Genomic DNA, 26,721 nt, shown 5'->3' on the forward strand with positions numbered 1-26,721 from the left:
TCAATATCAGGGTCGAGCAGCGCATCTATCGCCATGCCTTGATAAACGTTCTTTGGTGTGATGTCCCACGCTCTGCGATTCATCAGCCTTTCGCGGCTGAGGTCTCTCAGTGTAATGCTTTCCGGCTCAATCTCCTCGACTCGAGCGGCAAAATCACTTTCTTCGTCAATCACATATTGGTTGAGGAAGGTTGGCTCGAACGGCGCTCTTGCTAAGGTGTGCAGCGTCTTTCCGCCTAGGCTTCTGCTCTCGACATTATCGATACCATCCCAAAATGAGCCTTCCAGTTGTTGGAAGCCTTTGGTGAGGTATTGGATATCATCAATCAGTTGGTCGGTTTGATAATCTTCAACAAAACGGACACCAGCGCCTTTGGCTCGCAAACGCATGTTGATGTCTTTGGTGATGAGAACCACTTCGCGTGGCGCGCGTTTATTTTGAAGATAGAGGACTGCGTTGAGGATTCGGTTATCGCCTGCCTTGTCATCGGCGAAGGCTTTGATGCTTTCTTGAAGTTCGTAGTCAGCGAGTATTGAAATACTGCCAGATGCGTTTATGTCTTTAGAAAAAGGGATGCCTTCAGATATTTGGTCTGGTGTGGCTTCCCTGAACAGGTCTTCGAGCGTTCGAATCGCAATTCTCGCGTCTCGAGCAACGTCTCTTTTACTGTCTTTGATTCTGTCGAGTTCTTCTAGCACTGTCATTGGGATAACGACATCGTGCTCTTGGAAAGAAAATATAGCGAAGGGTTCGTGAAGTAGAATATTGGTGTCTAAAACAAATAGCTTCCGGTTGGTCTCGCCCATAGCATCTCCTTGCCGACATGCGGCTTGCCTTGCATTCATTGAACGTAGATAAAGCTCATATAAAGATTAGTATCTGATTTTGGTGATAGTCAACTACTCACCTAAACTTCATCTAGAGGAACAGCGCCATATCGTTACGAGTGAACATGGCGTATTCGTTTGAGAGCAGCAATCTGCTACCTATAGATTAACCATGAATTTTTGACAGTTTGATTGCACTGGCGAAAACAGAAAAAAAGCATGAAATCATCTCCTTTAGGCGTGACCTAAATCACAGCATCGAGTAAGATTAGCGACCTTTTTCTGCACCATTTTCTCGAGATATTTATTATTGAGAGCGCACTTAAAAAGTGGCTGCAAACTAGACATTTTTGGCTATATTTTTAGTTCAGGAGCGATAACGTTCTTGTTTGAAACTGCAGTTAAGAAGACCAAATTCCAACTATAAGATTGAGGTAGTCGATTCATGACATTTGCTTTGGGGCAACGCTGGATAAGCGATACGGAGAGCGATTTAGGTTTAGGTACCGTTGTAGCAATGGATGCTCGCACAGTGACACTAATGTTTGCAGCGTCAGAAGAAAACCGTGTTTATGCACGTACTGATGCTCCCGTAACCCGAGTAACGTTTAATGTAGGCGATGTCATCGAATGCCAAGAAGGTTGGTCTCTGTCTGTCGAGGAAGTTATCGAAGACAAAGGGCTGCTAACCTACTTAGGTACTCGCGAAGATACCCAAGAAACAGAAGTCACCCTGCGTGAAATCTTCTTAAGCAACCAGATCCGCTTTAACAAGCCACAAGATAAGCTGTACGCGGGTCAAATCGACCGTATGGATAACTTTGTGTTGCGTTACCGCGCGCTGAGCAACCAGTACCAACAACACAAGAGCCCTATGCGTGGCTTGTGTGGTATGCGTGCTGGCTTGATCCCTCATCAGCTATACATCGCTCATGAAGTGGGTCGTCGTCACGCTCCGCGCGTTTTACTGGCTGATGAAGTTGGCCTAGGTAAAACCATCGAAGCGGGCATGATCATCCACCAACAGGTGCTGTCTGGCCGTGCTGAACGCATTCTGATTGTGGTTCCTGAAACTCTACAACACCAATGGTTAGTAGAGATGATGCGCCGTTTCAACCTGCATTTTTCTATCTTCGATGAAGAGCGTTGTATTGAAGCGTTTGCTGAATCAGACAACCCATTTGATACCCAGCAATACGTTCTGTGTTCTTTGGATTTCCTACGTAAGAGTCGTAAGCGCTACGAGCAAGCACTTGAAGGCGAGTGGGACTTGTTGGTTGTCGATGAAGCGCATCACCTTGAGTGGAGCCAAGACAAACCAAGCCGTGAATACCAAGTGGTTGAAGGCTTAGCGGAAAATACGTCTGGTGTGCTACTACTAACAGCAACGCCTGAACAGCTTGGTCGTGAGAGCCACTTTGCACGTCTGCGTCTGCTTGATCCTGATCGCTTCTACGATTACGAAGCATTCGTTGAAGAAGAAGACCAATACGCACCGGTTGCTGATGCAGTAACGGCATTGTTCTCCGGCGTGAAGCTTGAAAACAGCGCGAAGAACCAGATTACGGAACTGCTCTCTGAGCAAGATGTTGAGCCTCTGTTCCGTGTGATTGAAGGTGATAGCAGCGAAGAAGAGCAAGCGTTAGCTCGCCAAGAATTGATTGATAACCTTATGGATCGCCATGGTACAGGCCGTGTTCTTTTCAGAAATACACGTGCTGCAATCAAAGGCTTCCCTAAGCGTAATGTAAACCTACTGCCGATGGAGATTCCAACGCAGTACACAACCTCAATGCGTGTATCTGGCATGATCGGTGGCAAGATGGCTCCCGAAGCTCGTGCAATGAAGATGCTGTACCCAGAAGAGATCTTCCAAGAGTTTGAAGGTGAAGATTCAAGCTGGTGGCAGTTTGACTCACGCGTTAACTGGTTGATTGAAAAGATCCAAGACAAGCGCAGCGAGAAAATCTTAGTGATCGCCTCTCGTGCAAGTACGGCTCTTCAATTAGAGCAAGCACTGCGTGAGCGTGAAGGTGTACGTGCAACTGTATTTCACGAAGGCATGTCGATTCTAGAGCGTGATAAAGCTGCGGCTTACTTTGCTCAAGAAGAGGGCGGCGCTCAGGTTCTTATCTGTAGTGAAATCGGCTCTGAAGGTCGTAACTTCCAGTTCGCGAATCAATTAGTGATGTTTGATCTGCCGTTCAACCCAGACTTGCTTGAACAACGTATTGGTCGTTTGGACCGTATTGGTCAGCTGCGTGATATCGACATTCATGTTCCTTACCTTAAAGGCACATCACAGGCGATTCTTGCGCGTTGGTTCGATGAAGGTCTGAATGCATTTGCGGAAACTTGTCCAACGGGTCGTACGGTTTACGACAAGTACTCAGATGTTCTTATCGAGATGCTGGCTTCTGGCAACACAGAGCAACTTGATGAAGTGATTGAAGAGTCTGCCAAGCTAAATCAAAGCCTGAAATCAGATCTAGAAAAAGGCCGAGATCGCCTACTAGAGATGCATTCAAACGGCGGCGACAAAGCGCATGAAATTGCAGAAAAGATCGCGTCGACTGACGGCGATACTAACCTAGTGACGTTTGCACTGAGCCTGTTCGATACGATTGGATTGAATCAAGACGACAAGGGTGAGAATGCGCTAGTTGTGACACCATCTGAGCACATGATGGTGCCAAGCTACCCAGGCTTACCATACGAAGGAGCAACCATCACGTTCGATCGTGATACTGCACTTTCTCGTGAAGACATGAACTTCATTAGCTGGGAACACCCAATGATTCAGGGCGGTATCGATCTGCTACTGAGTGAAGGTGTTGGTGCATCAGCGGTATCGCTACTGAAAAACAAAGCGCTGCCAGTAGGTACTATCCTGCTTGAGCTGGTCTATCTTGTGGATGCGCAAGCGCCGAAACGCAGCGGTATCAGCCAGTTCTTACCTAAGACGCCAATTCGTTTGATGATGGATGGCCGTGGTAATGACTTATCAGCTCAGGTTGAGTTCGACAGCTTTAACCGTCAACTAAGCCCTGTAAACCGTCACCTAGCGAGCAAGCTAGTTAACTCGGTACAAGGTGAAATTCACAAGCTAATCGAAGCGGGTGAGACGCACGTACTTCCTAAAGTGGAAGAAGTGCGTGAACAAGCTCAACGAGACATGCAGACTAACCTGAACGGTGAATTAGAGCGTCTACAAGCGCTTAAAGCCGTGAACCCTAACATTCGTGATGAAGAGCTAGAAGTCATTGAAGCTCAAATCAATGAATTGACTGGTTACATCAGCAAAGCTCAGGTTCAGCTAGATTCATTACGCTTAATTGTGGTTTCTCACAACTAGTTTTGAATTAGCGAGATGCTTCAACGAAATAAGGCCTTCATCATGAAGGCCTTATTTTTATCTAGCGTTTGAAAGCTGTATTGGTTGTTGAAAGATGTATAGGTAGAAGAGCTACATCAACCACTTCCACCAAACAAATACCGCTAAGAAACCAAACAGGTAAACAAGACCCGCGATAGACAGCCATTTTAGCTTGCTGCCAATGGCTAGGGCTTCTGGAAGCTTAGCTTTGTTCACCAAGATGAAGTTAAGCAGCGCGAAGAATGGCGTAGTCGCAAAGGCAAGCACCATCGCAAAATCAAGCATTGGCATCAGTGCAGCGCTAAAGAACATCACAATCGCTAATGCCGCGAGAGAGACAATGATGATCCAGCCTTGCAGCATTCTTGGGCTTGAATCTTTTTTGAATAATAGACGCTGTGATTCAGCAAGCACGCGTGAGTAGCCATCGATAACGGTAATCGTGCTACCAAAGATACAGAAGAAAGCGATAAGAGCGATTAATGGACGAGACCATTCACCAATTGTCGAAGCGTAGATGCCGACCAATTGATGTGTGAAACCAACACCAGAGCGAGACAGTTCAACACCTGAACCGTGAAGTACTAGCGCGCCTAACGCAACAAATACTAAAGCAAGCAGTGCAGTACCAATGTAGCCGACATTGAAATCGAACAGCGCTGATTGTGCGGTCACTTCCTGCTTCTCTTTTTGGCTTTTTAGCCACATAGAGGTGATGCTTGAGATTTCGATAGGCGCAGGCATCCAACCCATGGTCACCACGATAAAACCAATAGCAGCCAATGACCAAGGCGACGGCGGAACAAAAGCAGCATCAGGTTCGACAGGTGAGCCAATAGCAATGGCGACTGCAGCTAAGGTTGTGATGGTTAAGATCGCCATGATCGCTTTAGATAGTGTATCTAGAGCACGATAATGGCCAGCAAACAGAATGATCAAACAGGTCGCTAAAACGATCATGCACAAGGTGCTGGTGGCTAAATCGAAAGGAACAAAGTAACTGAGTAGGCTTGCACTGAATAATAGCAGGGCAGCGGTATTCACGACCGCAGAAATAGCACTCAAGATCGAAAAGATCACAAGGTATGGGCGGCCTAGGTTAGAGTAACCTTCCACCAAGCTTTGACCCGTTCCTAGCGTGTATTGGATGCCGGCTCTGAAGAATGGATATTTAAATACGTTAACGAGGATAATGAGCGCGGCAAGCTGCCAACCATAAATCGCACCCGCCTTGGTTGAGGCGACTAAGTGAGAACCACCTACAGCCGCTGCAGCCATCATAATGCCTGGGCCAAGAGACTTAATTAAACTTGATAGGGGAGCTGAGGTTGGTGCTTTTGTGTTGGTGGTTTTAACCGTACTGTCCATCGTTTTTCCTTTGATGCTGACTTCTTATTATCCGTTACCCTATCAATACCATGTTTTGTAAAGTCGTCAACTTTTATGTACGAAAACGTTGAAAATTGTATTTATTTATAAACAAATTAAACGTGAATTATTTATTAACTAGCAATTAAGAGGCTTCAATGGCGTTAGAACAGTACACACCACCGCGTGAACCGTGGATTGATATTGTTTATCAAGATGACGATATTCTTGTGGTGAACAAGCCTGCAGGCCTGCTTTCAGTGCCAGGAAGGTTACCTGAGCATTACGACAGTATGTGGAGTCGGTTAGTTGTCGAATTTCCAGAGATTCAAGTCGTGCATCGATTGGACATGTCGACATCGGGCTTGATGCTGCTCGCTAAACACAAACAAGCTGAGCGTCATTTGAAGAAGCAATTTCAATATCGACTGACACACAAACTCTATTACGCGCGAGTATGGAGTTCCGTTGAAAAGAAAGAAGGCGTGATTGACCTTCCTCTTATTTGCGACTGGCCAAATCGACCAAGACAAAAGGTGTGCTTCGAGGATGGTAAGCCATCTCAGACTCGCTATGTGGTGGAACAAGAAGAGGCTCAAACGACCTTATTGAAATTACTGCCAATTACCGGGCGTTCCCATCAGTTGCGAGTGCACTGTATGGAGATGGGGAATCCGATTGTGGGTGATGAGTTTTATGCAACACCAGATGCTTTTAACTATAGCGATAGGTTGGCTCTGCACGCGTGTGAACTCAGTTTTTATCACCCGGCCAATGATCAGTTGTTCAAAGCCTTTGTTCCGTGTGAGTTTTATCCTCAAGCATCGCCACAAATCGAGCTGCACTTTGAAATTGCGTCAGAGCTTCCAGACTACAGTAAGCTAAAAGCTTAGAATGGTCTCATCAATACCAATTCAAGGACGTACAATGCCGAAGTTGAAAGTGGTCTTTCTCGACAGAGCCACCATCCCATCTCAAATCCATTTAAAACCTCTCAGCTTTGAACATGAGTGGGTAGAGTATGACTTTACTGCTCCAGAACTCGTTGCTGAGCGAGTTGTCGGAGCAGATGTTATTATCACCAATAAGGTTGTGCTCAATGCTGATAATTTAGCTCAAGCACAACAACTCAAGTTGATCGCTGTGTCAGCGACAGGCGTCAATAATGTCGATGTCGACTATTGCAAGAGTAACAATATCGCAGTGGCTAATGTGCAAGGCTATGCGACTCAGTCGGTACCTGAACATGTGATTGCTATGCTGTTTACGCTAAAACGAAATCTGGTTGGCTACCATCAAGACATTGAAGCCGGCGAGTGGCAAAAGGATAAGCAGTTCTGTTTCTTTACTCATCCTATTCAAGATGTGGCTGGTAGTGCATTGGGTTTAATTGGTAGTGGCAGTTTAGGGCAAGCGACTGCGATATTGGCTAAAGCGATAGGTATGAAGGTGATTTTTGCTGAGCGAAAAGGGGCGGAATTTTGTCGAGAGGGGTATCTACCTTTTGATACAGTGTTGCAGCAAGCGGATGCGATCAGCTTACATTGTCCGTTGACCGAAGCGACTCGAAACCTGATTTCAAAGCGAGAGCTAGCAATGATGAAACCAAGTGCGGTGTTAATTAATGCTGGCCGTGGTGGACTTGTCGATGAGCAAGCCCTAGTTGAGGCTTTGAAAAGTAATGAAATCGCAGGTGCGGGTATGGATGTGTTCACACAAGAGCCTGCAGACAATTCGAACCCACTATTGGCCAACAGTCACCTACCTAACTTACTGCTGACACCACATGTGGCATGGGGCAGTGACAGTTCAATTCAAAAGCTGTCTGATATCTTAATCGACAATATTGATGGGTTTGTTGCGGGTAATCCGCAGAACTTAGTGAGTTGATTGAAGAATTAAATTGCGTGAACGAAAAACAAAAAAGGTTGGCTTTTAGGCCAGCCTTTTTAGATCGTTGTGTCGATTAAGTGATTTAGCCTTGCGGCTTAACTACCAATACATTGATTGGTGAGTTCTGTACCACTTTGCTTGCAACAGAACCAAGCACAACTTTGTCGATTTTCGAACGCTTATGGCTAGGCATCACGATAAGGTCAGCGCCCAGTTTTTCTGCGTAATCTAGAATCGTTGTGTAAGTCTTGCCTTCGGCAACGTGAACTTTATACACCACTTCATCGTCAATGTGCTTGTCAGCAAACTCTTTGAGCTGATTTTTCACATCAAGCTTCATTTGGTTCGCTGCATCTTTCGGGAAGTAAGACGCAACCATCGACATGTGAATGCCCGGTAGTACGTTCAGAATGTGGACTTCAGCATTGCTGTGTTTCGCGTGCCATACCGCTAGCTCGACTGCTTTATCAGAAAAGCCTTTGTCGTTAAGATCAACGGGAACAAGGATTTGTCTATACATGTATTCGTCTCTTTTTGAGCAGCGCTTAGTACATACCAAACGCTGTAATTATCTTTTCCATGTAGTAAAAAAGCCAAATAGAGTAGAGCGCTACTTGGCTCTATCCATTACGCGCTAATCTCATCCTTACGAGCACGCCTTCTTTGGTTCATCGCTAAACCAATCAAAATCAGTAGGGCAGGTAAGAATACCCACTCTTTCATTGGTCGTTCTGCGTCTTGGATAACTGATTTAATTTCCCAATCAAAGTCAATGCCAGCGGCTTCTGCAGGGCTACCAAACTCAACCATATCAACAATCATCTTGTCGTCAGCTTGTGTCAGCATTAGGCCCATTGAAGCAATGCGGTCTTCACTTGTTGTCGCAGAATCTTCAAACGGAAGGCGAACTGTTTTCTCAGAATAGTTACCTTCTAAGTTTTCGCCACCTACTCTCAATTCAAGTGATTGTCCCACAGATAGGTTTTCTGTGATTTGAGCGATCTCAACTCCAGGTGAAAGAACTTTCTCTGGATAAATCATGTCCCACCAGAAACCTGGGCGGAAGAAAGAGAAGGTCAGAACGATAAGCAGTATAGTTTCCCACCACTTGTTCTTGGTGAACCACCAACCTTGAGTTGCTGCGGCAAAGATAAGTACCGCAGTCACAGAAGAGAAAATCGTTAGTGCTAAGTGCCACCAAGAATCAATGCCCATCAACAGTAGTTGGGTATTGAAGATGAACATGAACGGCAAGATCGCGGTCCGGATATCGTAGGTGAAACCTTGAATACCTGTACGAATTGGGTCTGATTTCGCAATCGCGGCGGCCGCAAAGGCTGCGAGACCAACTGGAGGTGTGTCATCCGCAAGAATACCGAAGTAGAACACAAATAAGTGAACCGCAATCAGTGGAATGATCAAGCCGTGCGCTGCACCTAGGGTCACAATTACCGGTGCCATCAGTGTTGAAACAACGATGTAGTTCGCCGTTGTTGGCAAGCCCATACCTAAGATCAAGCTGATTACCGCAGTGAATAGCAACATAAGAATGATGCTACCGCCTGAGATGAACTCAACGAAATCCGTCATTACAAGGCCGATACCCGTTAGAGTCACCACACCTACAACCGTACCTGCAGCCGCTGTCGCGACACCGATACCAATCATGTTACGTGCACCTGAAACCAAGCTCTCTGCGAGATCAACGAAGCCAGCTTTAGTTTGCTCTGCAAGATCGTCAGATTTGTTCATCAGAGTCATTAAAGGACGCTGCGTGATCAAAATGAAGATCATGAACACGGTCGCCCAGAATGCAGATAGACCTGGCGAGAAACGTTCAACGGTTAGACACCAAACTAGCACTACGATAGGCAGTAGGAAGTGCAAACCAGATTTAATTGTTGGACCTGGATCTGGAACTTCTTTGAGATCCGCATCGATTTCCATGCCGCCTTCAGCTGCGTATTTTGCTGATACACGAACCAGAGCGATATAAGCGACTAATAGAGCCACCGTTACGATTGGTGTTGCAGCATCGCCAAAGACATCTTTCGTCCAACCGACACCGTAGTAAACTGCGGCACTGATAACACACAGACCTAAAATGGTACCAGTGAAAGACAGTAGGCTCTGTACGATAGTTGGCGTGCGGCGACGAGGTAGGCCAGTCATACCTGCTTTACATGCTTCTAGGTGAACAATGTAAATCAGAGCGATGTAAGAGATCAGAGCGGGCAGTAGCGCGGCTTTGATAACTTCTACATACGAAATGCCCACATACTCAACCATCAAGAAGGCTGCAGCACCCATAATAGGTGGCGTTAATTGACCATTGGTTGAAGCTGCTACTTCTACTGCGCCTGCTTTAGTGCCAGGGAAACCAACACGCTTCATAAGCGGGATAGTAAAAGTACCCGTGGTTACCACGTTTGCAATAGATGAACCTGATACCAAACCAGACAGACCTGATGCAACAACGGCTGCTTTCGCTGGGCCGCCTTTCATGTGACCAAGCAGTGAGAATGCGACCTTGATGAAGTAAGCACCGGCGCCAGCACGCTCTAGCATTGCACCAAACAGTACAAACAAGAATACGAATGACGTTGATACGCCAAGTGCCACACCGAATACACCTTCAGTTGTTAGCCACAGATGCGACATTGCCTTGTTCAGGCTCGCACCTTTGTGGGCAATAACGTCCGGCATGTGAGGGCCGCCAAAGGTATAAAGTAGGAATACTGCTGCCACAACCATAAGAGGTGGACCCAAAGCGCGTCGTGTTGCTTCAAGCAGTAAAACCATACCGAATACAGCCGCAACAATATCGAATGTTGTTGGTGCGCCTGAGCGTTCAGCGAGCTGAGTATAGAAAATATAGATATAAGAAGCTGAAAAGCTACCTACAAGCGCTAATATCCAATCGACTGCGGGGATGCGATCCCTAGGCGAATTCTTCATGGCTGGATAAGCAGTAAAGGCTAGGAAAATAGCAAACGTCAGGTGAATTGCTCGAGCTTCAGTGTCGTTTAAAATTGCGAAGTTAAAAATGAACGGCAGCGGAGATGCATACCAAAGTTGGAACAGTGACCAACATAGAGGCACAAACCATAAAATACGGCCTTGGATACCACGAGGGCTACGCGCACCAGTATCTGATTGTGCCACCATTTCTTGCACATCTGGAGACGGTGATGTTGTCTGCGTCATGTACTTTATCCTTATTATTGATGGTCTGCCTTTTTTTACGAACAACCAAACGTTATTTATTTCCTATCTAGTGTAGTGAATGGATAGGGAAATGCGTTTTTTGTTCGTCTTTGTCTTAGGCTTGATACGAAGGTAAGTCCTCCAAATTGGAGAAACTTAAAGGGCTGTTCTTTTCACTTAAGTTATTTTTATAAAACGTGAAAAGCCAATAAGGAGGGCTAGCCTCCTTATTGGTGTAGTAGGCTTAAAGTAGAGTTACTTTAGAAGACCCACTTCTTTGTAGTATTTTGCTGCGCCTGGGTGAAGAGGGATAGAGATACCCGCTTTAACCATGTCTTCTTTTTTCAGGTTAGCAAATGCTGGGTGTAGGCGTTTGAAAGTGTCAAAGTTTTCAAATACTGCCTTAGCAACGTTGTATGCAACTTCTTCAGAAACGTCTGAAGTTGTTACCATTGTTGCTGCAACACCGAAGCTGTTTACGTCAGCGTCAGTACCACGGTACATACCAGCAGGAACTGTGCTGTAAGCGTAGTATGGGTTTTCAGCTACGATCTTGTCGATCTGTGGACCTGTTGCTGAAACCAGTTTTGCATCACAAGACGTTGTTGCTTCTTTGATTGATCCGTTCGGGTGACCAACCATGTAGATGAATGCATCAATCTTGTTATCACAAAGTGCTTGTGAACGCTCAGAACCTTTAAGTTCAGAAGCAAGCTTGAAGCTGTCGTTAGTCCAGCCCATAGCGTCCATTACAACACCCATCGTTGCACGATCACCAGAACCTGGGTTCCCAATGTTTACACGCTTACCTGCTAGGTCAGACACATTGTTGATGCCAGCATCTGTACGAGCGATGATGTTGAACGGTTCTGTATGTAGCGAGAACATAGCGCGAAGTTTCTTGTATTCGCCCTGATCTTTGAACTTACTTGTACCGTTGTAGCCGTGGTATTGCCAGTCCGATTGAACAACACCGAAATCTAGTTCACCAGCACGGATGGTGTTAACGTTGTAGATTGAACCACCAGTAGACTCTACAGAACAACGAATGTTGTGGTCTTTGCGGCCCTTGTTCACTAGTTTACAAATCGCACCACCAGTTGGGTAGTAAACACCCGTCACTGAACCAGTACCAATCGTGATGAACTCTTGAGCGTTAACAGCGCCAGCGCCCATTACAGCAGCTGCAATAGCACCAACTTTAATAAGTTTGGTAAATGCCATGAATTTCCCTTCCTTTATTCATTATTAACCCTGAAACAAGTGTAGTTGCTTCTGGAGTTTCCTATTTGGAAACGGCACCTTTTTCAATCCATGTGATGAAAAAGTGGCTGAATAATATCAAAAATTGGCAGAAAATTACTCGAATGTTAAAAGATATAGCTAAAAAATCTAACAAATGATGTCTGGATCTCGTGTTTGATTTGCTACTGATTTTTTTAAAATCAATGGTTTAGTGTGATTTTGGAAGGGAGGTATGGATATTCTAGGATGTGATTTGGATCACGAAGCAAATAGATACTCGTGATCCATTAGTAAGGTTGATAATTATGAAACAGAGATCAATTATCCTGCGTATTCAAACAGTTCGCACACTGAATCAAACAGTTGCTTAGTGGTAACCGATAACGTTGGAGTAATGAAGATAGTGTCATCACCTGCGACTACGCCCAGTATACCTTCCGACTTACCTAGTGAGTCTAATAAACGAGCAATCAGCTGCGCCGCACCAGGGCCTGTGTGTATCACCACCAATGCATTGTTGTGGTCAATATCTAGTACTAATTCTCGTAAAGAGCTAGAAACGGTCGGAACACCAAGTTCAGCAGGAAGACAGTAAACCATCTCCATTTTTGCGTTACGAGTTCGAACGGCACCAAACTTGGTTAACATACGCGAGACTTTAGACTGGTTGATGCTTTCAAAACCTTCATGTTTTAGGGCATCCACAATTTCGCCTTGTGAGCCAAAACGTTCTTCTTTTAGTAAGGCTTTAAATGCACGAACTAAGTTGTCTTGCTTTTCTGTATTGCGCATATGTCATTCTTATTCATTAACAAAGATGTTTGCATATTCTCGCATACATATTCAATTTTAGCCAAAACATCCCTGTAATTTGTTAGTCATATCACTGTAAATATTTAATAGAATAATGTGTTATTTGCGACGACTTATTTTGTTATTTCAGTCGATTATCGCCATAATGCGAACTTGCTGTGTAGCACGGTTTTATTGACTTGCGCGAAGTCGCAAAGCTAGCGTTAATTGATTGTAATCACTTTGTGATTAATATAGTTTTTTAACTTAGATTTAGCTCAAGAATTACCCTACAAAGAATCTATAAGAGAAAGCTCTCAAGGAGAATAACAATGAAAGTAGCTGTTATTGGTGCCGCTGGTGGCATCGGTCAAGCCCTAGCCCTACTACTTAAGAACCGCCTACCTGCTGGTTCAGATCTTGCACTTTACGACATCGCTCCGGTAACACCGGGTGTTGCTGCCGATCTTAGCCATATCCCAACGCCTGTTTCGATCAAAGGTTACGCGGGTGAAGATCCAACACCAGCACTAGAAGGTGCGGATGTTGTACTTATTTCAGCGGGTGTTGCTCGTAAGCCTGGTATGGATCGTGCGGATCTTTTCAATGTGAACGCTGGCATTGTTAAGTCTCTTGCAGAGAAAATCGCAGTTACTTGTCCTACTGCTTGTGTTGGTATCATTACTAACCCAGTAAACACAACAGTGCCAATCGCGGCTGAAGTACTGAAGAAAGCGGGCGTTTACGACAAGCGTCGTCTATTCGGTATTACGACTCTTGATGTGATTCGTTCTGAAACGTTCGTTGCTGAACTAAAAGACAAAGATCCAGGCGACATCCGTGTTCCTGTTATCGGTGGTCACTCAGGCGTAACGATTCTTCCTCTACTTTCTCAAGTTGAAGGCGTAGAGTTCACTGATGAAGAAATTGCAGCGCTAACGACTCGCATCCAAAATGCAGGTACTGAAGTAGTAGAAGCTAAAGCTGGCGGCGGCAGTGCGACACTGTCTATGGGTCAAGCGGCTTGTCGTTTCGGTCTTGCACTAGTTAAAGCACTTCAAGGTGAAGAAAACGTGATTGAATGTGCATACGTTGAAGGTGAAGGCGAGCACGCTCCATTCTTCGCACAGCCAGTTAAACTAGGCAAAGAGGGCGCTGAAGCGATCCTTAGCTACGGTGAGCTGAGCGACTTCGAACGTAACGCTTTAGATAGCATGCTTGAAACGCTAAATGGCGACATCGAGATTGGTGTTGAATTCGCTAAATAAGCAAAACGCTATTTAACTTAGTCTTAAGCTAATTAATAAGGGCCGGTCATTATGATCGGCTTTTTTGATCCTGAAGTTCAAGCTATTCGTATGTACCTCCAAACCAAGGTGAAGGTAAATGTTATGGCTACTGTTCAGAAAGGTATGAATGTCGAATATTTGGGGCACTTAGGAAAAGTGTTGGTCATTGATGAGCAAGAGCAGTATGCCCTAGTAGAGACTTACAACGGGCATGAGCAGTACGCGGTGCCAATGGAAGAGCTTGAAGAGATTGAAGCACAACTGCCGTTATCATTAGAAGCCAGTCGATATTGAATTTGGCCCACCTACAAATATTTGTTGAAAACCAAAAAAAGAGCCCAGAGGCTCTTTTTTGTTATTTATATAGAAGCTAGAAGCGAGTTGTCTATTAACCTGCTTACTTACTGCGTTTAACAGCTAAGTGTGCGAGCGTGGTTAGCGCTTGCTTATATTCTGAGTCAGGAAGTACAGAAAGCTCAGCGATGGCTTTATCGGCCTCTTCGTAGGCTTTATTTGTTGTGTACTCTAAAGAGCCTGTCTCTTTCATTACAGCCATAATGTCGTCAAGACGTTCCATGCCGTTCGCTTTCTCAATCGCTTCACGAATCATGCTTGCTTGTTCAGGAGAGCCATTATGCATTGCGTAAAGCAGAGGCAGTGTTGGTTTGCCTTCGGCTAGGTCGTCACCAACGTTTTTACCCATCTCTTTACCATCTGCAGTGTAATCCATCACATCATCAATCAATTGGAATGCAGTACCGAGGTATTTACCGTAGTTTTGCATCGCCGTTTCGATTTCTGGTGATGATTCGCTAAGAATTGCACCGATTTGCGTTGCAGCTTCAAACAAACGAGCGGTCTTCGAGTAGATGACCTGCATGTAGCTTTCTTCTGTGGTGTCCGGGTTATTACAGTTCATTAATTGTTGAACTTCACCCTCGGCAATCACGTTTACCGCTTCACTCATTAGCTCAAGGATCTTTAAGGATCCTAGCGTTGTCATCATTTGGAATGAGCGTGTGTAGATAAAGTCACCCACCAAAACGCTAGCGGCATTACCAAAAGCGGCATTGGCCGTCGCTTTACCGCGTCTCATGTCTGATTCATCGACAACATCGTCGTGAAGCAGGGTTGCGGTGTGAATAAACTCGATAAAGGCTGCAGAGGTGATATGAGCTTCACCTTGATAACCAAGTGCGCGAGCAGATAAAAGAGCAAGCAAAGGGCGTAGGCGTTTGCCACCACCGCTAACGATATAAAAACCAAGCTGGTTGATTAAACTTACGTCAGAATTAAGTTGGGCTTGAATTGTTTCATTCACTTTTGCCATATCATTGGCAGTAAGCGTTTGGATAGCTTTAAAATCCATTGTTCATCCGGCTGAAGTTAGACCCTGTAAGGCTTATACGTTGTATTTAATTGTTGAATAATACACTAAAAAACGTTGATTAATACATCGCTAAAGGGCATGATTGCCGCACTTTTCTTTGGCGAACAGGTTTTCGCCAATTTTTTAAAAATATGGCTTGTCATAGCGCCATGATTCCCGTAGAATCTGCGCCCTATTGATTAGTTTAGCGCACACCCGAGTTGTACAATTAACAACCATAGGCTGTGCGGAAAAAGCGGAGTAAAATATGTACGCTGTTTTCCAATCTGGTGGCAAACAACACCGAGTAAGCGAAGGTCAAACACTTCGTTTAGAGAAATTAGACGTTGAAACTGGTGCAACTGTTGAATTTGATAAAGTTCTTCTTGTTGCTAACGGCGAAGAAATCGCTGTTGGTGCACCTCTTGTTGAAGGTGGCAAGGTTACTGCAGAAGTAGTACAACACGGTCGTGGCGATAAAGTAAAAATCGTTAAGTTCCGTCGTCGTAAGCACTCGCGTAAGCAAGCTGGTCACCGTCAGTGGTTCACTGAAGTGAAAATCACTGGCATTAACGCTTAAGTATTAGGAGAGTTTAACAATGGCACATAAAAAAGCTGGCGGTTCTACTAATAACGGCCGCGATTCAGAAAGCAAACGTCTTGGTGTTAAGCGTTTTGGTGGTGAATCTGTTCTTGCAGGTAACATCATCGTTCGTCAACGTGGTACTAAGTTCCACGCTGGCACAAACGTTGGCATCGGTAAAGACCACACTCTTTTCGCTCTTACTGAAGGTAAAGTGAAATTTGCTGTTAAAGGTCCTAAAAACCGTAAGTTTGTAAGCATCGAAGCTGAGTAATTTAATCTTTAACTAGATTATTTTATTAGCTTTCAAGCTGAATTCAAAAGCCCTGCCGATTCGGCAGGGTTTTTTATTTATAGCAAGAATAAAAAAGCAGACGCTCTTGTTTTGGTTTTGAGAAGCCGTTTTATTTTTTGATAAACAGATTAGTTTTTAAGAAGCCGTTTGTTTTTAAGAAATAAGAAGCAAAGAACCTCTCCTTATTTGTTCCTTGGTTGCAGGTCGGCCTAGATCTTAGGTGATCGATCTAAACACGGATCTGCTAGAATTTATATCACTCCTTGATGAGTGGTAACGCAACGTAAGTGCGGAGTTAAAAAATGAAATTCGTTGATGAAGCGGTAGTAAAAATAGAAGCCGGTGATGGCGGTAATGGTACAGTTAGCTTTTGGCGCGAAAAATTCGTCGCTAAAGGTGGTCCTGACGGCGGTGACGGCGGTGACGGTGGTGATGTTTACATCCAAGCGGATGAGAACTTAAACACGCTGATCGATTATCGTTTCCAACGTTTTTACAACGCAGAGCGTGGTGAGAACGGTCGCGGTGGTAACTGTACTGGTAAACGTGGTAAAGACATTACACTGAAAGTGCCTGTAGGTACTCGTGCAGTTGATATCCACACCAACGAAATCGTTGCTGAAGTTGCTGAACACGGCAAGAAAGTGATGGTTGGTAAAGGTGGTTGGCACGGTCTTGGTAACACGCGTTTTAAATCGTCTGTTAACCGTGCTCCTCGTCAAAAGACAATGGGTACTAAAGGCGAAGTTCGTGAACTGCGTTTAGAGCTTCTTCTATTAGCTGACGTTGGTATGCTTGGCCTACCAAACGCAGGTAAATCTACTTTTATTCGTTCAGTATCTGCTGCGAAACCAAAAGTGGCTGATTACCCGTTCACTACTTTGATCCCAAGCTTGGGTGTGGTAAGTGTTGTCCCTGAAAAGAGCTTCGTTGTTGCCGATATCCCAGGACTAATCGAAGGCGCAGCTGATGGCGCTGGCCTTGGTATCCGATTCCTTAAGCACCTTGAGCGTTGTCGTGTTCTTCTGCATATGATCGACATTATGCCGATCGATCAATCTGATCCTATTCAGAATGCACTAACGATCATTGATGAGCTTGAGCAATACAGTGAAAAAGTTTCACAGAAACCTCGTTGGTTAGTGTTCAACAAAGTTGACCTAATGCCAGAAGACGAAGCAGACGAAAAGATTCAAGAAATCATCGATGCTTTGGGCTGGGAAGGCGAGTACTTCAAGATCTCTGCTGTGAATAAAATCGGTACCAAAGATCTTTGCTTCAAACTAGGTGAGTTTATGGAAAACCTACCTCGCGAAGTTGTAGAAGTTGAAGAAGAAGAAAAAGTAGACTTTATGTGGGATGACTACCATAAAGATGCGATGAGCGGTAAGAATGTCGTTACTGAAGATGACGACGATTGGGACGATTGGGATGACGAAGAAGATGACGGCCATGTTATCTATGTTCGTGACTAATCCTCTTAGTTTCTCATAACTCATCGGTCGCTTCTTCCAAGTACACTGATAGTTTTATTAAACCGCAATGAAAATTGCGGTTTTTTTGTATCTAAATCATTATGTACTGTCGAATTTTAATGCAGAATTTATTTCTAGATAATTAATACTAATCGTAGTAAATAACTGGTCACCCTAGCTTGTTAAAACGCTCGATAACTGCGTTAGAGGTTTTGATTGTAGAATAACTACTTATCGAAAATCTCTGCCTTGTTTTCAAGCTTTTTTCCTGCGCTATTTCTGATCACTTACTTACTGTGATTGGTATAACGCCTATGGGAAGGAAATCATGGCATCAAAGCAAAGAGCGATCTCAAGACTCGTCGCTCAATCAGGACAAATGTTATTGGCGCACGGGGCAGAGAGCACTCTGGTTGGCGATATCATGCGCCGCATCGGTATTGCTTGTGGGGTTAATGAGGTTGAAGTCGCACTGTCAGCCAATGCGTTGGTGGTAACTACCGTAATGGATGATCACTGTATTACCACAACTCGAAGTTGTGCTGATCGTGGCATTAACATGCAGGTTATCACCGACATTCAACGCATTTGCATCATGATGGAGAAGGGAATTCTCGATTATGATTTGGCGTATAAAAAGATTCAAAATATCAGCCCCGAGCGCTACAACCGATGGTTAGTGGTTGTGATGATAGGGTTGTCGTGCGCCTCTTTTAGCCACCTTGCGGGTGGAGACTGGCAAGTTTTCATGATGACTTTTATTGCTTCAGCTTGCGGTATGATCGTCAGACAAGAGATTGGTCATCGCCATTTCAATCCGCTATTAAATTTTGCTATCACAGCATTCGTTACCACTACCATTTCTGCTCAAGCCGTACTTTACAATATTGGCGGTCAACCCACGATCGTGATGGCTTCATCTGTATTGATGCTAGTACCCGGTTTCCCTCTGATTAACTCCGTCGCTGATATGCTTAAAGGCCATATTAATATGGGGTTAGCGCGCTTTACCATGGCCAGCTTATTAACTTTGGCGACAAGCTTGGGCATTGTTGCGGCGATGAGTCTGTCGGATGTTTGGGGGTGGGTGAGTTAATGAGTATTTTCGAACTGTTTTTAGGTTTGCTCAACGATATGTTTTTCGCCGCTATTCCAGCGGTTGGGTTTGCATTGGTGTTTAACGTTCCGCAACGTGCTTTAATTTATTGTGCACTCGGTGGTTCTATCGGTCATGGTAGCCGTTATCTGATGATGCACTTTGGTATTCCAATCGAATGGGCGACGTTCTTTGCCGCGACTGTCGTTGGCATGATAGGGGTTCATTGGTCACATAAACTGTTAGCACATCCGAAGGTGTTTACGGTTGCAGCTCTAATTCCTATGGTTCCAGGTGTGTTTGCCTTCAAGGCGATGATTGCGATGGTCGAGATTAACAGGGCAGGCTACACGCCTGAGCTGTTGGCAATGTTGATGGAGAACTTTTTAAAATCGATGTTCATTATCGCAGGGCTGGCGGTTGGCTTAGCTGTGCCAGGGCTGTTATTCTATCGCCGTAGACCTATTGTCTAACGTTAATTTTCTTTTAGGGACAGGACATTCGATTTATGATCATCAGCATGATAGCGGCAATGGCGAACAACCGTGTAATTGGTAAAGACAATCAGATGCCTTGGCATTTGCCTGCGGATTTCGCATGGTTTAAACGCTCGACTATGGGTAAACCAGTCGTGATGGGACGTAAGACCTATGACTCAATTGGTCGCCCTTTACCGGGTCGGCCGAATATTGTTATCAGCCGTGATGAGAGTTTAAAGATTGAAGGTGTAACGACGGTAACCTCTATTGAACAGGCACTAGAGCTGCTCAGTGATGTTGAAGAGGTGATGATCATTGGTGGCGGCTCGATTTATGAGAGCTGCTTACCTAAAGCGGATAAGTTGTATCTGACTTACATCGATTTCGCCGTCGATGGAGATACACAATTTCCTGACTGGGGTGAAGGTTGGAAGCAGAGCTTTAACGAGAGTTATCAAGCTGACGAGAAAAACAAACACAACATGGAGTTTGTGATTCTCGAGCGTTAACTGTGGTTATCAATAGCTAGTCTCTGAAAAATACTTGCGTTACTGTACCAAGGTAGCGCAAGCTTCTCGTATCTCTATAGCGCTTTTTGGGTAAAGAACTGTTTATCTTCCCAGCGAAGTATCGTCAACTCTCCTCCCCAGACGCACCCAGTATCGAGTCCAATCACGTCTTTTCCGTTATAGCCTTCAAGCGCAGCCCAATGCCCAAAAACAACGGTTTTATCGAGCTTTATGCGTTGAGGAAGGTCAAACCACGGCACTAATGGTTCATCGGTTATTTCATTCGGTGGTAGCTTACATGCCATGTCGAGTCGGCCATTTTCAAAACAGAAACGCATTCTTGTCAGGCTATTTATCGCATAGCGATAGCGCTCAATATCATGTAAATCCTGATGCCATAAATCAGGTGCGTTGCTGTACATGTTTTCGATTAACCATTGCCATTTATCGGACTTTAACAAGGATACGATCTCTCGATTTTCAACACGTGCTCTTTCTAGGCCCCACTGCGGTGAGATACCCGCATGGCACATCACGAACTCTGGGTGTTCTTGAAGCAAAGGCTGTTGTCTTAACCATTCGAGTAGCAGTTCACGATCTTCAGCATCAAGAATCGCTTGAGTCTTATCTTTTGGTTTCGCTGGAAATAGCCCTAAGGAGACCGCCAGAAGGTGTAAGTCGTGGTTGCCTAGTACAACCTTAGCTGCGTCACCAAGGCTACAAATAAAGCGTAGTGTCTCCAATGACTTAGGGCCTCGAGCAACTAAGTCTCCGGCGACCCATAAAGTATCTTGGTGTTTATCAAAGCTGATAGTTTCAAGCAGTAATTGAAGTTCGTCGAAGCACCCTTGGATGTCCCCGACAATATAATTCGACACAATAATTTCCTGTAGATACGGATGTACGGCTAATTAAGAATATTAGGGATTGCGAGTCTGAATGGGTCAACTTCGGTAATAAAATCAATGCCCTTGTTATCGGTCATCACATAGTGACCTTGCATAACGCCAACAGGGGTTTCGATGACAGTACCACTCGTGTAAGTGTATTCGTCGTTAGCTTCAATCACGGGTTGTTGCCCAACCACACCATCACCCTCAATGGTGAGTTGCTTGCCGTTAGAGTCGGTAATTAACCAGCGGCGAGACATAAGCTGCACCGTTGTTTTACTTAGATTTTTGATGGTAATAATGTAGGCGAAGACATAACGATTCTTCGTTGGCTCAGATTGTTCTTCTATGTACTTAGAGTGAACCTGGCATTTGATACAAGGCGTAGATATATCCATATTCGCACCTTTTGTTGTTGATATACTTAATGTAATTAAAGTATTACATAAAAAAGGCTCCTAACCGAAGTGTAGGAGCCTTTTTTATTTATTTGTCAGCGTTGTGACTGTCGTACAACCAGTTTGCCATGTCGACAAACTGCTCGAGCGTTAAGTTCTCAGGACGCATGCTTGGGTTGATACCTAGCTCTTCAAGCACTTCTTTATCGATTAAGCTCTTGTAGCAGTTACGAACTGTTTTACGACGCTGGTTAAAGCCTTCACGACATACGCGATCAAGCCATTTCAGGTCTTTTGCCGGGTAAGGCAGCACTTCGTATGGCTGTAGGCGAACGACTGCTGAGTCTACTTTCGGTGGCGGAACGAAGGCCGTTGGTGGCACTTCTAACACCGGCGTTACTTTACAGTAGTACTGAGCCATTACAGTAAGGCGGCCGTAAGCTTTGCTGCCAGGGCCTGCAGCTAGACGGTTAACCACTTCTTTTTGAAGCATAAAGTGCATGTCTTGCACGTCTTTATGGAATTCAAAAAGGTGGAACATCAATGGTGTAGAGATGTTGTATGGCAAGTTGCCAAAGATGCGTAGCTTATTGTTTGGCTTAACCAGTTCTTGGAAGTCGAACTTCATCGCATCGCCTTCACGGATCGTTAGCTTGTCAGCAAGATCTGGATGGTTACGAAGACGTTCTGCAAGGTCTCTATCCAATTCGATAACGGTAAATTTATCGACAAGCTTACCCACAGGCTCAGTAATTGCGCCTAGACCAGGACCGATCTCTACCAAGTTTTGACCTGGTAGTGGGTTAATGCTCGATACGATGCCATCAATAATGTATGGATCGTTAAGGAAGTTTTGACCAAAACGTTTACGCGCTTTGTGCCCTAAGTGGACATCATTTCTCATTGCTTTTTCTCTACTAATTCAATGGCGTGCGTGAGCGCTGTTCTAAAGCTCCCTGTATCGGCTTGGCCTTTCCCTGCCAAGTCTAAGGCGGTACCGTGGTCGACTGATGTGCGAATAAACGGTAAGCCAAGCGTGATGTTCACTGAGCGACCAAACCCTTTGTATTTCAATACCGGGAGTACTTGGTCGTGATACATACCTAAAACAGCATCTGCATCTTGCAAATATTTTTCATTAAAGATGGTATCCGCTGGCAATGGGCCAACTAAATTGATGCCATCTTTTTGGCGAATTTTTTCTAGCGTTGGGGTGATGGTTTCAATCTCTTCACGCCCTAAACAACCATCTTCACCAGCATGTGGATTCAAGCCACATACGTAGATAGTTGGTTTTTCAATAGCAAATTTCTCAACCAAATCCTTATTCAGAATAGCAATAATCTGCTCTAATCTGTCTTCGGTCACTGCTTGAGATACATAAGCTAGTGGGATGTGCGTTGTTACTAGCGCAACACGCAGCCCTTCAGTTGCCAACATCATCACCACCAGTGGTGTATTGGACTTCTCTGCAAAGAACTCGGTATGGCCGCTAAAAGCAACGCCAGCTCGGTTAATTACACCCTTGTGAACAGGGCCGGTGACAATAGCATCAAATTCATCATTCATACAGCCAATTGCTGCGGTTTCTAAAGTATTTAATACGTAATGACCATTAGCTTCGTTGAGTTGACCTGCGACTGCCGTTTCAGCAAGTGGAACGTGTTTCACTACCAGTGTGCCGGCGCGTTGCGGTTGCTTAGCTGCGTTTGCGTCATAATCTATCAGATCAACGTCGATACCAAGAATTTTGGCTCTCTCGGATAGCAGTGTTTTATCAGCACAAACCACGAGTTGATGAGGCCAGCTTTCTTGAGATAGAGCCAGAGTCAAATCTGGACCTATCCCTGCTGGTTCACCTGCGGTTATGACAATACGTTTAGTTGTTGTCATCTTGGTCGTCCTCAACCATTTCAACAAACGCACTTGCTCTTACTTCTTGCAGCCAAGCGCCAGCTTCTTCGTTGAATTTACGGTTAAATAGAATTTGGTAAGCCTTGTTTTTCAAAGCTGAATCGGTACGGTCTACTTCGCGACGGTCTAGTACTTCAACAATGTGCCAACCGTGTACGGTTTTGAATGGCGCACTGATCTTACCTTCAGGTAGCGTTTCTACTTGGTGTTTGAACTCTGGTACATACAAATCTGGTGTTTGGTAGCCTAGCTCACCATCTTGTACTGCAGAACCTGGATCTTGACTGTATTGTTGTGCAAGGTCACCAAAGCTCGCTTCCCCTGCGTTTACGCGGCGCGTGATCTCTTCAAGTTGTTCCTTCGCGCCATCGTCACTCAAGATTACGGTTGGCTTAATCAGGATATGACGAGCATTCACTTCCGTTACTGCTACGGTTTCTAAGCCTTTCACATCTTCAATTTTTAGAATATGGAAACCAACGCCACTTCTGAAAGGACCGATGATGCTGCCTTTATTTTGCATTTTGATTTGATCAGCAAAGATGGTTGGCATTTCTTCTTTACGCATCCAACCCCAATCACCACCTTGCAGTGCTTTAGGGCCCTTAGAGTAAGTATAAGCCATGGTGCTGAAATCTTTGCCTGAGTTTAGTTCTTCAACCAGTTCAGTAGCTTGAGCTTCTAACTCTTCTTTGGTTTGGTCATCATTAAAGCGCAGTTGAATGTGGCCAATTTTGTATTGAACGGTCGCGTTAGTCTCTTGAGCTAAGATATCTGCTAGGTTATCGACTTCCGCAGGAAGAATATTGATACGACGACGAACTAAGGCATTACGTGCTTCACTTGCCGCAATCTCTTTTCTTACTTGCTCACGAAACGCATTATAGCTAAGGCCTTCTTCCGCAACCGATGCGGTAAGTTGTTCAACCGTTTGATTGTTGTCTTTCGCGATGCCTTCGATTGCTTGATCAAGTCTAGTATCATCAATACGAACGCCAATACGTTCCGCTTCTTGAGTTTGAATTGTATCGATGATCAGTTTTTCGAGCACTTGTTCATTGAGCACGTCTTGCGATGGCAATGTTTGACCGCTTTTTTTAGCGTTTGCACGCAGCGTCTTCATCGAGGCATCGATGTCGCTTTGCAAGATAACGCCTTCGTTAACGATAACTTTTACGCTATCGAGCTCTACCGGCGCTGCAAAGCTTGTTGATAAAGTACAAGTCGCTGCGATAGCAATTAATGTGCGTTTCCACAATGTCATGTGTAATCCTTTAAATTTACTGATGTCTTATCAGTAAAGAAAATTAGTTGTTTAAGAAGAATGGGCGGCCGTACTCTAAAGAGTTTCCAGAACTATCGAAGCCTGAAACGTTTGACCCAGATCCAGCAGATGTACCGAAGCCTACAATACCAAAATTGACACTAAAGTTGTTTTCGTAAACAGGATCAGCATTTATGTCTGAGTAGCCATTACCAGTCCAGCTTCGGAGTTCGTTGCTATAGGTAACTCCTACATACCAACAGTCATCTTTATAGCGTAGGTTTGCTAACCATTCGATAGCTATGTTTTCATTTACATCATGATAGTACTGAGCGCTCGCGTACCATTTTGGAGTGAACTGGTAGCCTGTGACTAAACCTGCTTGTGAGATACCTTCACGTGTTATTTCATCTATATTGGTAATGGTCTCACCGACATTGTCTTCAATGTACTCTTTGGTGACGTATCGGTAGTTTGCTTGAATAAAACCGTTACTGTCTATTCTATATTCAATAGTACTATTGGCTAATTGCATTTCTGCAGAGTCGATATCGTACTGAACGCCGCCATGGTAAAAAAGATAGTCATCATAATTAAAATCTACTTCAACGGCCCAAGATGAATAATTAGAATTTTCTGATGAATCGTTGCTGCCAGATGACTGCTTCGTTTCTTTATCGATATAAAAAATTTGACCAAAAGAGATATTCAGTCGCTCTTTGTATTCGTCATCAAAGAAACGAGACGATGCCCCATAGCTAAGTTGATTGGCAGCTGCTATAAAATCTACGCCGCTGTATTTCCTGCTTCTAAATAAGCCGTAATAATCTGTCTGTAAAAGAGTTGTATCGTATCGACCAATATTAGTCTGATCTTTTTCAGGAACATAAAGATACTGTACTTGTGGCTCAAGAGTTTGTGTATACCCATTCATTAAAGTAGTGTCGCGTTCAAGCACAAGGCCTGCATGACTTCTAAATTCTGGAATTACTCGGCTAACGCTTGTTTCTAAATCTGCATACTCTGATGTAGATGTATCCACACCACTGAGGTCTTGGTTATAGTATGTTCCAAGTAGGCGAGCCTCGGTTGTCCATGTTCCCCAGGTTGTGCTTAATGGTACTTTTAATCCTGGTTCTATGTGCAATCGTGTTGCTGTCGGTTTTCCTTTTGCATCTGTATCAAATTGAGAGACATGACTAATCATATCAACCTCTACAGAGTCCCATATAATAGGAGCGTAATAGTTAAACGTTAGCTGTGGCATTAAGCGATAAGCTTGGGTATTTCCATCGGTGAGTACTTGGAAGTCACGAACGGCGAGAGAAGCATCCCAATTCAATGCTCGATAACTTATTTGGCCAGACTGCATTAGTTGACCATCTTCACGATTACCTATGTTCGAATCCACGTCTGAAAAATAGTTAACATCACTTACCTTCGAGTAATCGATATCAAACTTCCATGCTTCTTTATAGATACCTTCAAAGTTGAACTGTCCTCCCCAGCGACTGCCTTGTTCTGGATATTTATCATCGCTTTCTAGGAACTCAAATTTTAAATTGCTTTCACCAAAAGCACTTAAATGACGGAACTCATTGTTTAGTTGTGTTCCACGCTCGGCCATATATTTAGTTGTGAAAAGTAGATCGTAGTTTGGTGCTATATTCCAATAGAAAGGTATTTCGGTTTCGAAACCATCACTTGAACCGTACGAAATCGTAGGGTACAAAAAGCCAGTTTTACGCTTATCTCCTACTGGAACAGTGAGATATGGCATGTAGAAAACAGGAACATCTAGAATCTCAAAACGTGGGTTGTAGAATGTGGCTTGTTCTTCATCTTGGTCTAGCTCGATACTAGAAGCTTTTAGCCTCCATGACTTATCACCTAGTGGGCAAGAAGTGATAGATCCATCTTCCATGGTATAAACCGCTTTACCAGTGCGGGATATATATTGGGCATCCCCTCGGCCTGGTTCACAAAGGAACTGGTATTGGGTGTTCTCTAGTTCGATTTGATCTGTAGTCAGATTATTGGTCGCTCTGTCTGAGATAGATTTGATTTGACCATCACTAAAGTTTACGTTGCCTTCAGCTACAACGATATTTTCTTGTTGGTGCAGGGTTACGTTATCGGCAAGGATGGTCTTGTTCCCTTGCGTAACTACTACGTCACCTGAATATATGGCCTTGTCACCATTGATAGCTTCTAAGCGATCTGACTCAACGTGAGCGGGTAGCTGTGTCTCGTTTTCTGCAGCGGGCTCGATCAAGCATTGATCTATAGAGGGCATTTCCTGCACACTACTATTGGTGATTGTTTCAGCTTGAGTTGTCGACACGTATAACGCTGTACTTATAGACGCGGCTAACAAGGTGCGGGAAAAAGATTGCATGAAGTTGAACTATCCTGTGTCACTAGATGAAGGGTTGATCTAGTATCAATCCAA

General features: G+C 44.4%; 24 protein-coding genes. 11 read left to right on the plus strand and 13 right to left on the minus strand.

Features of this window, described 5'->3' with window-relative positions; translation table 11 throughout:
* The coding region (locus IQQ51_RS26825; protein WP_228012748.1) for a PIN domain-containing protein at positions 1–806 on the minus strand (806 nt) is incomplete at its 3' end.
* Positions 807–1,272: 466 nt separating this feature from the next.
* On the opposite strand from IQQ51_RS26825, the gene rapA reads away from it, so the two are divergent.
* Complete coding sequence (rapA, locus tag IQQ51_RS08380) at positions 1,273–4,182, plus strand: RNA polymerase-associated protein RapA (RefSeq protein ID WP_017062952.1); 2,910 nt, start codon at positions 1,273–1,275, stop codon at positions 4,180–4,182.
* A 111-nt stretch (positions 4,183–4,293) separates the two neighbouring features.
* On the opposite strand, the gene IQQ51_RS08385 is transcribed toward rapA, so the two are convergent.
* Positions 4,294–5,571 carry an NRAMP family divalent metal transporter gene (locus IQQ51_RS08385; protein ID WP_193840814.1) on the minus strand — a complete coding sequence of 426 codons (1,278 nt, stop codon included), beginning with the start codon at positions 5,569–5,571 and terminating at the stop codon, positions 4,294–4,296.
* A gap of 158 nt (positions 5,572–5,729) precedes the next feature.
* On the opposite strand from IQQ51_RS08385, the gene IQQ51_RS08390 reads away from it, so the two are divergent.
* Positions 5,730–6,464: a pseudouridine synthase gene (locus tag IQQ51_RS08390; RefSeq protein WP_193840815.1), complete on the plus strand. Its 735-nt coding sequence runs from the start codon at positions 5,730–5,732 to the stop codon at positions 6,462–6,464.
* Positions 6,465–6,498: 34 nt separating this feature from the next.
* The gene (locus IQQ51_RS08395) at positions 6,499–7,461 is read left to right on the plus strand and encodes a D-2-hydroxyacid dehydrogenase (RefSeq protein WP_193840816.1); all 963 of its coding nucleotides are present in this window, start codon (positions 6,499–6,501) and stop codon (positions 7,459–7,461) included.
* A gap of 85 nt (positions 7,462–7,546) precedes the next feature.
* On the opposite strand, the gene IQQ51_RS08400 is transcribed toward IQQ51_RS08395, so the two are convergent.
* The 4 genes from IQQ51_RS08400 to argR form a co-directional block, all read right to left on the minus strand.
* Positions 7,547–7,984 carry a universal stress protein gene (locus tag IQQ51_RS08400; RefSeq protein ID WP_048609641.1) on the minus strand — a complete coding sequence of 146 codons (438 nt, stop codon included), beginning with the start codon at positions 7,982–7,984 and terminating at the stop codon, positions 7,547–7,549.
* A gap of 107 nt (positions 7,985–8,091) precedes the next feature.
* A complete protein-coding gene (locus IQQ51_RS08405) occupies positions 8,092–10,671 on the minus strand; it encodes a TRAP transporter permease (RefSeq protein WP_193840817.1) in 2,580 nt (859 codons plus the stop codon).
* 255 nt (positions 10,672–10,926) lie between these two features.
* On the minus strand, positions 10,927–11,895 hold the full coding sequence (locus IQQ51_RS08410; RefSeq protein ID WP_017061374.1) for a TAXI family TRAP transporter solute-binding subunit: 969 nt from the start codon (positions 11,893–11,895) through the stop codon (positions 10,927–10,929).
* A gap of 342 nt (positions 11,896–12,237) precedes the next feature.
* On the minus strand, positions 12,238–12,708 hold the full coding sequence (gene argR, locus IQQ51_RS08415; protein WP_004740827.1) for a transcriptional regulator ArgR: 471 nt from the start codon (positions 12,706–12,708) through the stop codon (positions 12,238–12,240).
* A gap of 332 nt (positions 12,709–13,040) precedes the next feature.
* On the opposite strand from argR, the gene mdh reads away from it, so the two are divergent.
* Together mdh and IQQ51_RS08425 are read left to right on the plus strand one after the other, a co-directional pair.
* Positions 13,041–13,976 (plus strand): malate dehydrogenase, encoded by a 936-nt coding sequence (gene mdh / locus IQQ51_RS08420; protein ID WP_009847834.1) that lies wholly within the window; start codon positions 13,041–13,043, stop codon positions 13,974–13,976.
* Positions 13,977–14,099: 123 nt separating this feature from the next.
* Entirely contained in the window at positions 14,100–14,291 is a 192-nt protein-coding gene (locus IQQ51_RS08425) for a hypothetical protein (protein ID WP_017061375.1), read from the plus strand.
* A gap of 103 nt (positions 14,292–14,394) precedes the next feature.
* On the opposite strand, the gene ispB is transcribed toward IQQ51_RS08425, so the two are convergent.
* Complete coding sequence (gene ispB / locus IQQ51_RS08430) at positions 14,395–15,366, minus strand: octaprenyl diphosphate synthase (protein ID WP_050651963.1); 972 nt, start codon at positions 15,364–15,366, stop codon at positions 14,395–14,397.
* Between the two features lie 268 nt (positions 15,367–15,634).
* Here ispB and rplU point away from each other — a divergent pair, with 268 nt between their 5' ends.
* From rplU to folA, 6 genes are all read left to right on the plus strand, one after another.
* The gene (gene rplU, locus IQQ51_RS08435) at positions 15,635–15,946 is read left to right on the plus strand and encodes a 50S ribosomal protein L21 (protein WP_004740823.1); all 312 of its coding nucleotides are present in this window, start codon (positions 15,635–15,637) and stop codon (positions 15,944–15,946) included.
* Positions 15,947–15,965: 19 nt separating this feature from the next.
* Positions 15,966–16,223, plus strand: coding sequence for a 50S ribosomal protein L27 (gene rpmA, locus IQQ51_RS08440; RefSeq protein WP_004735905.1), 258 nt, complete (start codon positions 15,966–15,968; stop codon positions 16,221–16,223).
* 323 nt (positions 16,224–16,546) lie between these two features.
* Entirely contained in the window at positions 16,547–17,719 is a 1,173-nt protein-coding gene (cgtA, locus tag IQQ51_RS08445; protein ID WP_017061377.1) for an Obg family GTPase CgtA, read from the plus strand.
* 328 nt (positions 17,720–18,047) lie between these two features.
* On the plus strand, positions 18,048–18,815 hold the full coding sequence (locus tag IQQ51_RS08450) for a threonine/serine exporter family protein (protein ID WP_193840818.1): 768 nt from the start codon (positions 18,048–18,050) through the stop codon (positions 18,813–18,815).
* Positions 18,815–19,288, plus strand: coding sequence for a threonine/serine exporter family protein (locus IQQ51_RS08455; protein WP_017062945.1), 474 nt, complete (start codon positions 18,815–18,817; stop codon positions 19,286–19,288). The genes IQQ51_RS08450 and IQQ51_RS08455 overlap by 1 nt, the downstream gene beginning before the upstream one ends.
* Positions 19,289–19,323: 35 nt before the next feature.
* Positions 19,324–19,803 carry a type 3 dihydrofolate reductase gene (folA, locus tag IQQ51_RS08460; RefSeq protein ID WP_048614861.1) on the plus strand — a complete coding sequence of 160 codons (480 nt, stop codon included), beginning with the start codon at positions 19,324–19,326 and terminating at the stop codon, positions 19,801–19,803.
* Positions 19,804–19,877: 74 nt separating this feature from the next.
* On the opposite strand, the gene IQQ51_RS08465 is transcribed toward folA, so the two are convergent.
* From IQQ51_RS08465 to lptD, 6 genes are all read right to left on the minus strand, one after another.
* On the minus strand, positions 19,878–20,681 hold the full coding sequence (locus IQQ51_RS08465) for a symmetrical bis(5'-nucleosyl)-tetraphosphatase (RefSeq protein WP_193840819.1): 804 nt from the start codon (positions 20,679–20,681) through the stop codon (positions 19,878–19,880).
* Positions 20,682–20,710: 29 nt separating this feature from the next.
* Positions 20,711–21,091, minus strand: coding sequence for a Co2+/Mg2+ efflux protein ApaG (gene apaG / locus IQQ51_RS08470; RefSeq protein ID WP_004735899.1), 381 nt, complete (start codon positions 21,089–21,091; stop codon positions 20,711–20,713).
* 88 nt (positions 21,092–21,179) lie between these two features.
* Positions 21,180–21,995, minus strand: a complete 816-nt coding sequence (rsmA, locus tag IQQ51_RS08475) for a 16S rRNA (adenine(1518)-N(6)/adenine(1519)-N(6))-dimethyltransferase RsmA (protein ID WP_017062942.1) — start codon at positions 21,993–21,995, stop codon at positions 21,180–21,182.
* Complete coding sequence (gene pdxA, locus IQQ51_RS08480) at positions 21,992–22,984, minus strand: 4-hydroxythreonine-4-phosphate dehydrogenase PdxA (RefSeq protein ID WP_193840820.1); 993 nt, start codon at positions 22,982–22,984, stop codon at positions 21,992–21,994. The genes rsmA and pdxA overlap by 4 nt, the downstream gene beginning before the upstream one ends.
* A complete protein-coding gene (gene surA / locus IQQ51_RS08485; protein WP_193840821.1) occupies positions 22,971–24,269 on the minus strand; it encodes a peptidylprolyl isomerase SurA in 1,299 nt (432 codons plus the stop codon). The genes pdxA and surA overlap by 14 nt, the downstream gene beginning before the upstream one ends.
* Positions 24,270–24,312: 43 nt before the next feature.
* The gene (gene lptD, locus IQQ51_RS08490) at positions 24,313–26,667 is read right to left on the minus strand and encodes an LPS assembly protein LptD (RefSeq protein WP_193840822.1); all 2,355 of its coding nucleotides are present in this window, start codon (positions 26,665–26,667) and stop codon (positions 24,313–24,315) included.
* Between the last annotated feature and the right edge of the window lie 54 nt (positions 26,668–26,721).

The sequence above is a fragment of the Vibrio sp. OPT18 genome, from assembly GCF_015163615.1.
In the GTDB taxonomy this organism is placed as follows: Bacteria; Pseudomonadota; Gammaproteobacteria; order Enterobacterales; family Vibrionaceae; genus Vibrio; species Vibrio coralliirubri.

What these genes read in the sequence shown, in the direction of transcription:
- pdxA (WP_193840820.1), bottom strand. Translation starts at nt 22,984, where the DNA reads ATGACAACAACTAAACGTATTGTCATAACCGCAGGTGAACCAGCAGGG.
- IQQ51_RS08385 (WP_193840814.1), bottom strand. Translation starts at nt 5,571, where the DNA reads ATGGACAGTACGGTTAAAACCACCAACACAAAAGCACCAACCTCAGCT.
- IQQ51_RS08450 (WP_193840818.1), top strand. Translation starts at nt 18,048, where the DNA reads ATGGCATCAAAGCAAAGAGCGATCTCAAGACTCGTCGCTCAATCAGGA.
- ispB (WP_050651963.1), bottom strand. Translation starts at nt 15,366, where the DNA reads ATGGATTTTAAAGCTATCCAAACGCTTACTGCCAATGATATGGCAAAA.
- rsmA (WP_017062942.1), bottom strand. Translation starts at nt 21,995, where the DNA reads ATGAGAAATGATGTCCACTTAGGGCACAAAGCGCGTAAACGTTTTGGT.
- IQQ51_RS08405 (WP_193840817.1), bottom strand. Translation starts at nt 10,671, where the DNA reads ATGACGCAGACAACATCACCGTCTCCAGATGTGCAAGAAATGGTGGCA.
- IQQ51_RS08455 (WP_017062945.1), top strand. Translation starts at nt 18,815, where the DNA reads ATGAGTATTTTCGAACTGTTTTTAGGTTTGCTCAACGATATGTTTTTC.
- IQQ51_RS08395 (WP_193840816.1), top strand. Translation starts at nt 6,499, where the DNA reads ATGCCGAAGTTGAAAGTGGTCTTTCTCGACAGAGCCACCATCCCATCT.
- cgtA (WP_017061377.1), top strand. Translation starts at nt 16,547, where the DNA reads ATGAAATTCGTTGATGAAGCGGTAGTAAAAATAGAAGCCGGTGATGGC.
- rplU (WP_004740823.1), top strand. Translation starts at nt 15,635, where the DNA reads ATGTACGCTGTTTTCCAATCTGGTGGCAAACAACACCGAGTAAGCGAA.
- IQQ51_RS08425 (WP_017061375.1), top strand. Translation starts at nt 14,100, where the DNA reads ATGGCTACTGTTCAGAAAGGTATGAATGTCGAATATTTGGGGCACTTA.
- lptD (WP_193840822.1), bottom strand. Translation starts at nt 26,667, where the DNA reads ATGCAATCTTTTTCCCGCACCTTGTTAGCCGCGTCTATAAGTACAGCG.
- folA (WP_048614861.1), top strand. Translation starts at nt 19,324, where the DNA reads ATGATCATCAGCATGATAGCGGCAATGGCGAACAACCGTGTAATTGGT.
- surA (WP_193840821.1), bottom strand. Translation starts at nt 24,269, where the DNA reads ATGACATTGTGGAAACGCACATTAATTGCTATCGCAGCGACTTGTACT.
- IQQ51_RS08390 (WP_193840815.1), top strand. Translation starts at nt 5,730, where the DNA reads ATGGCGTTAGAACAGTACACACCACCGCGTGAACCGTGGATTGATATT.
- apaG (WP_004735899.1), bottom strand. Translation starts at nt 21,091, where the DNA reads ATGGATATATCTACGCCTTGTATCAAATGCCAGGTTCACTCTAAGTAC.
- rapA (WP_017062952.1), top strand. Translation starts at nt 1,273, where the DNA reads ATGACATTTGCTTTGGGGCAACGCTGGATAAGCGATACGGAGAGCGAT.
- IQQ51_RS08400 (WP_048609641.1), bottom strand. Translation starts at nt 7,984, where the DNA reads ATGTATAGACAAATCCTTGTTCCCGTTGATCTTAACGACAAAGGCTTT.
- argR (WP_004740827.1), bottom strand. Translation starts at nt 12,708, where the DNA reads ATGCGCAATACAGAAAAGCAAGACAACTTAGTTCGTGCATTTAAAGCC.
- mdh (WP_009847834.1), top strand. Translation starts at nt 13,041, where the DNA reads ATGAAAGTAGCTGTTATTGGTGCCGCTGGTGGCATCGGTCAAGCCCTA.
- IQQ51_RS08410 (WP_017061374.1), bottom strand. Translation starts at nt 11,895, where the DNA reads ATGGCATTTACCAAACTTATTAAAGTTGGTGCTATTGCAGCTGCTGTA.
- rpmA (WP_004735905.1), top strand. Translation starts at nt 15,966, where the DNA reads ATGGCACATAAAAAAGCTGGCGGTTCTACTAATAACGGCCGCGATTCA.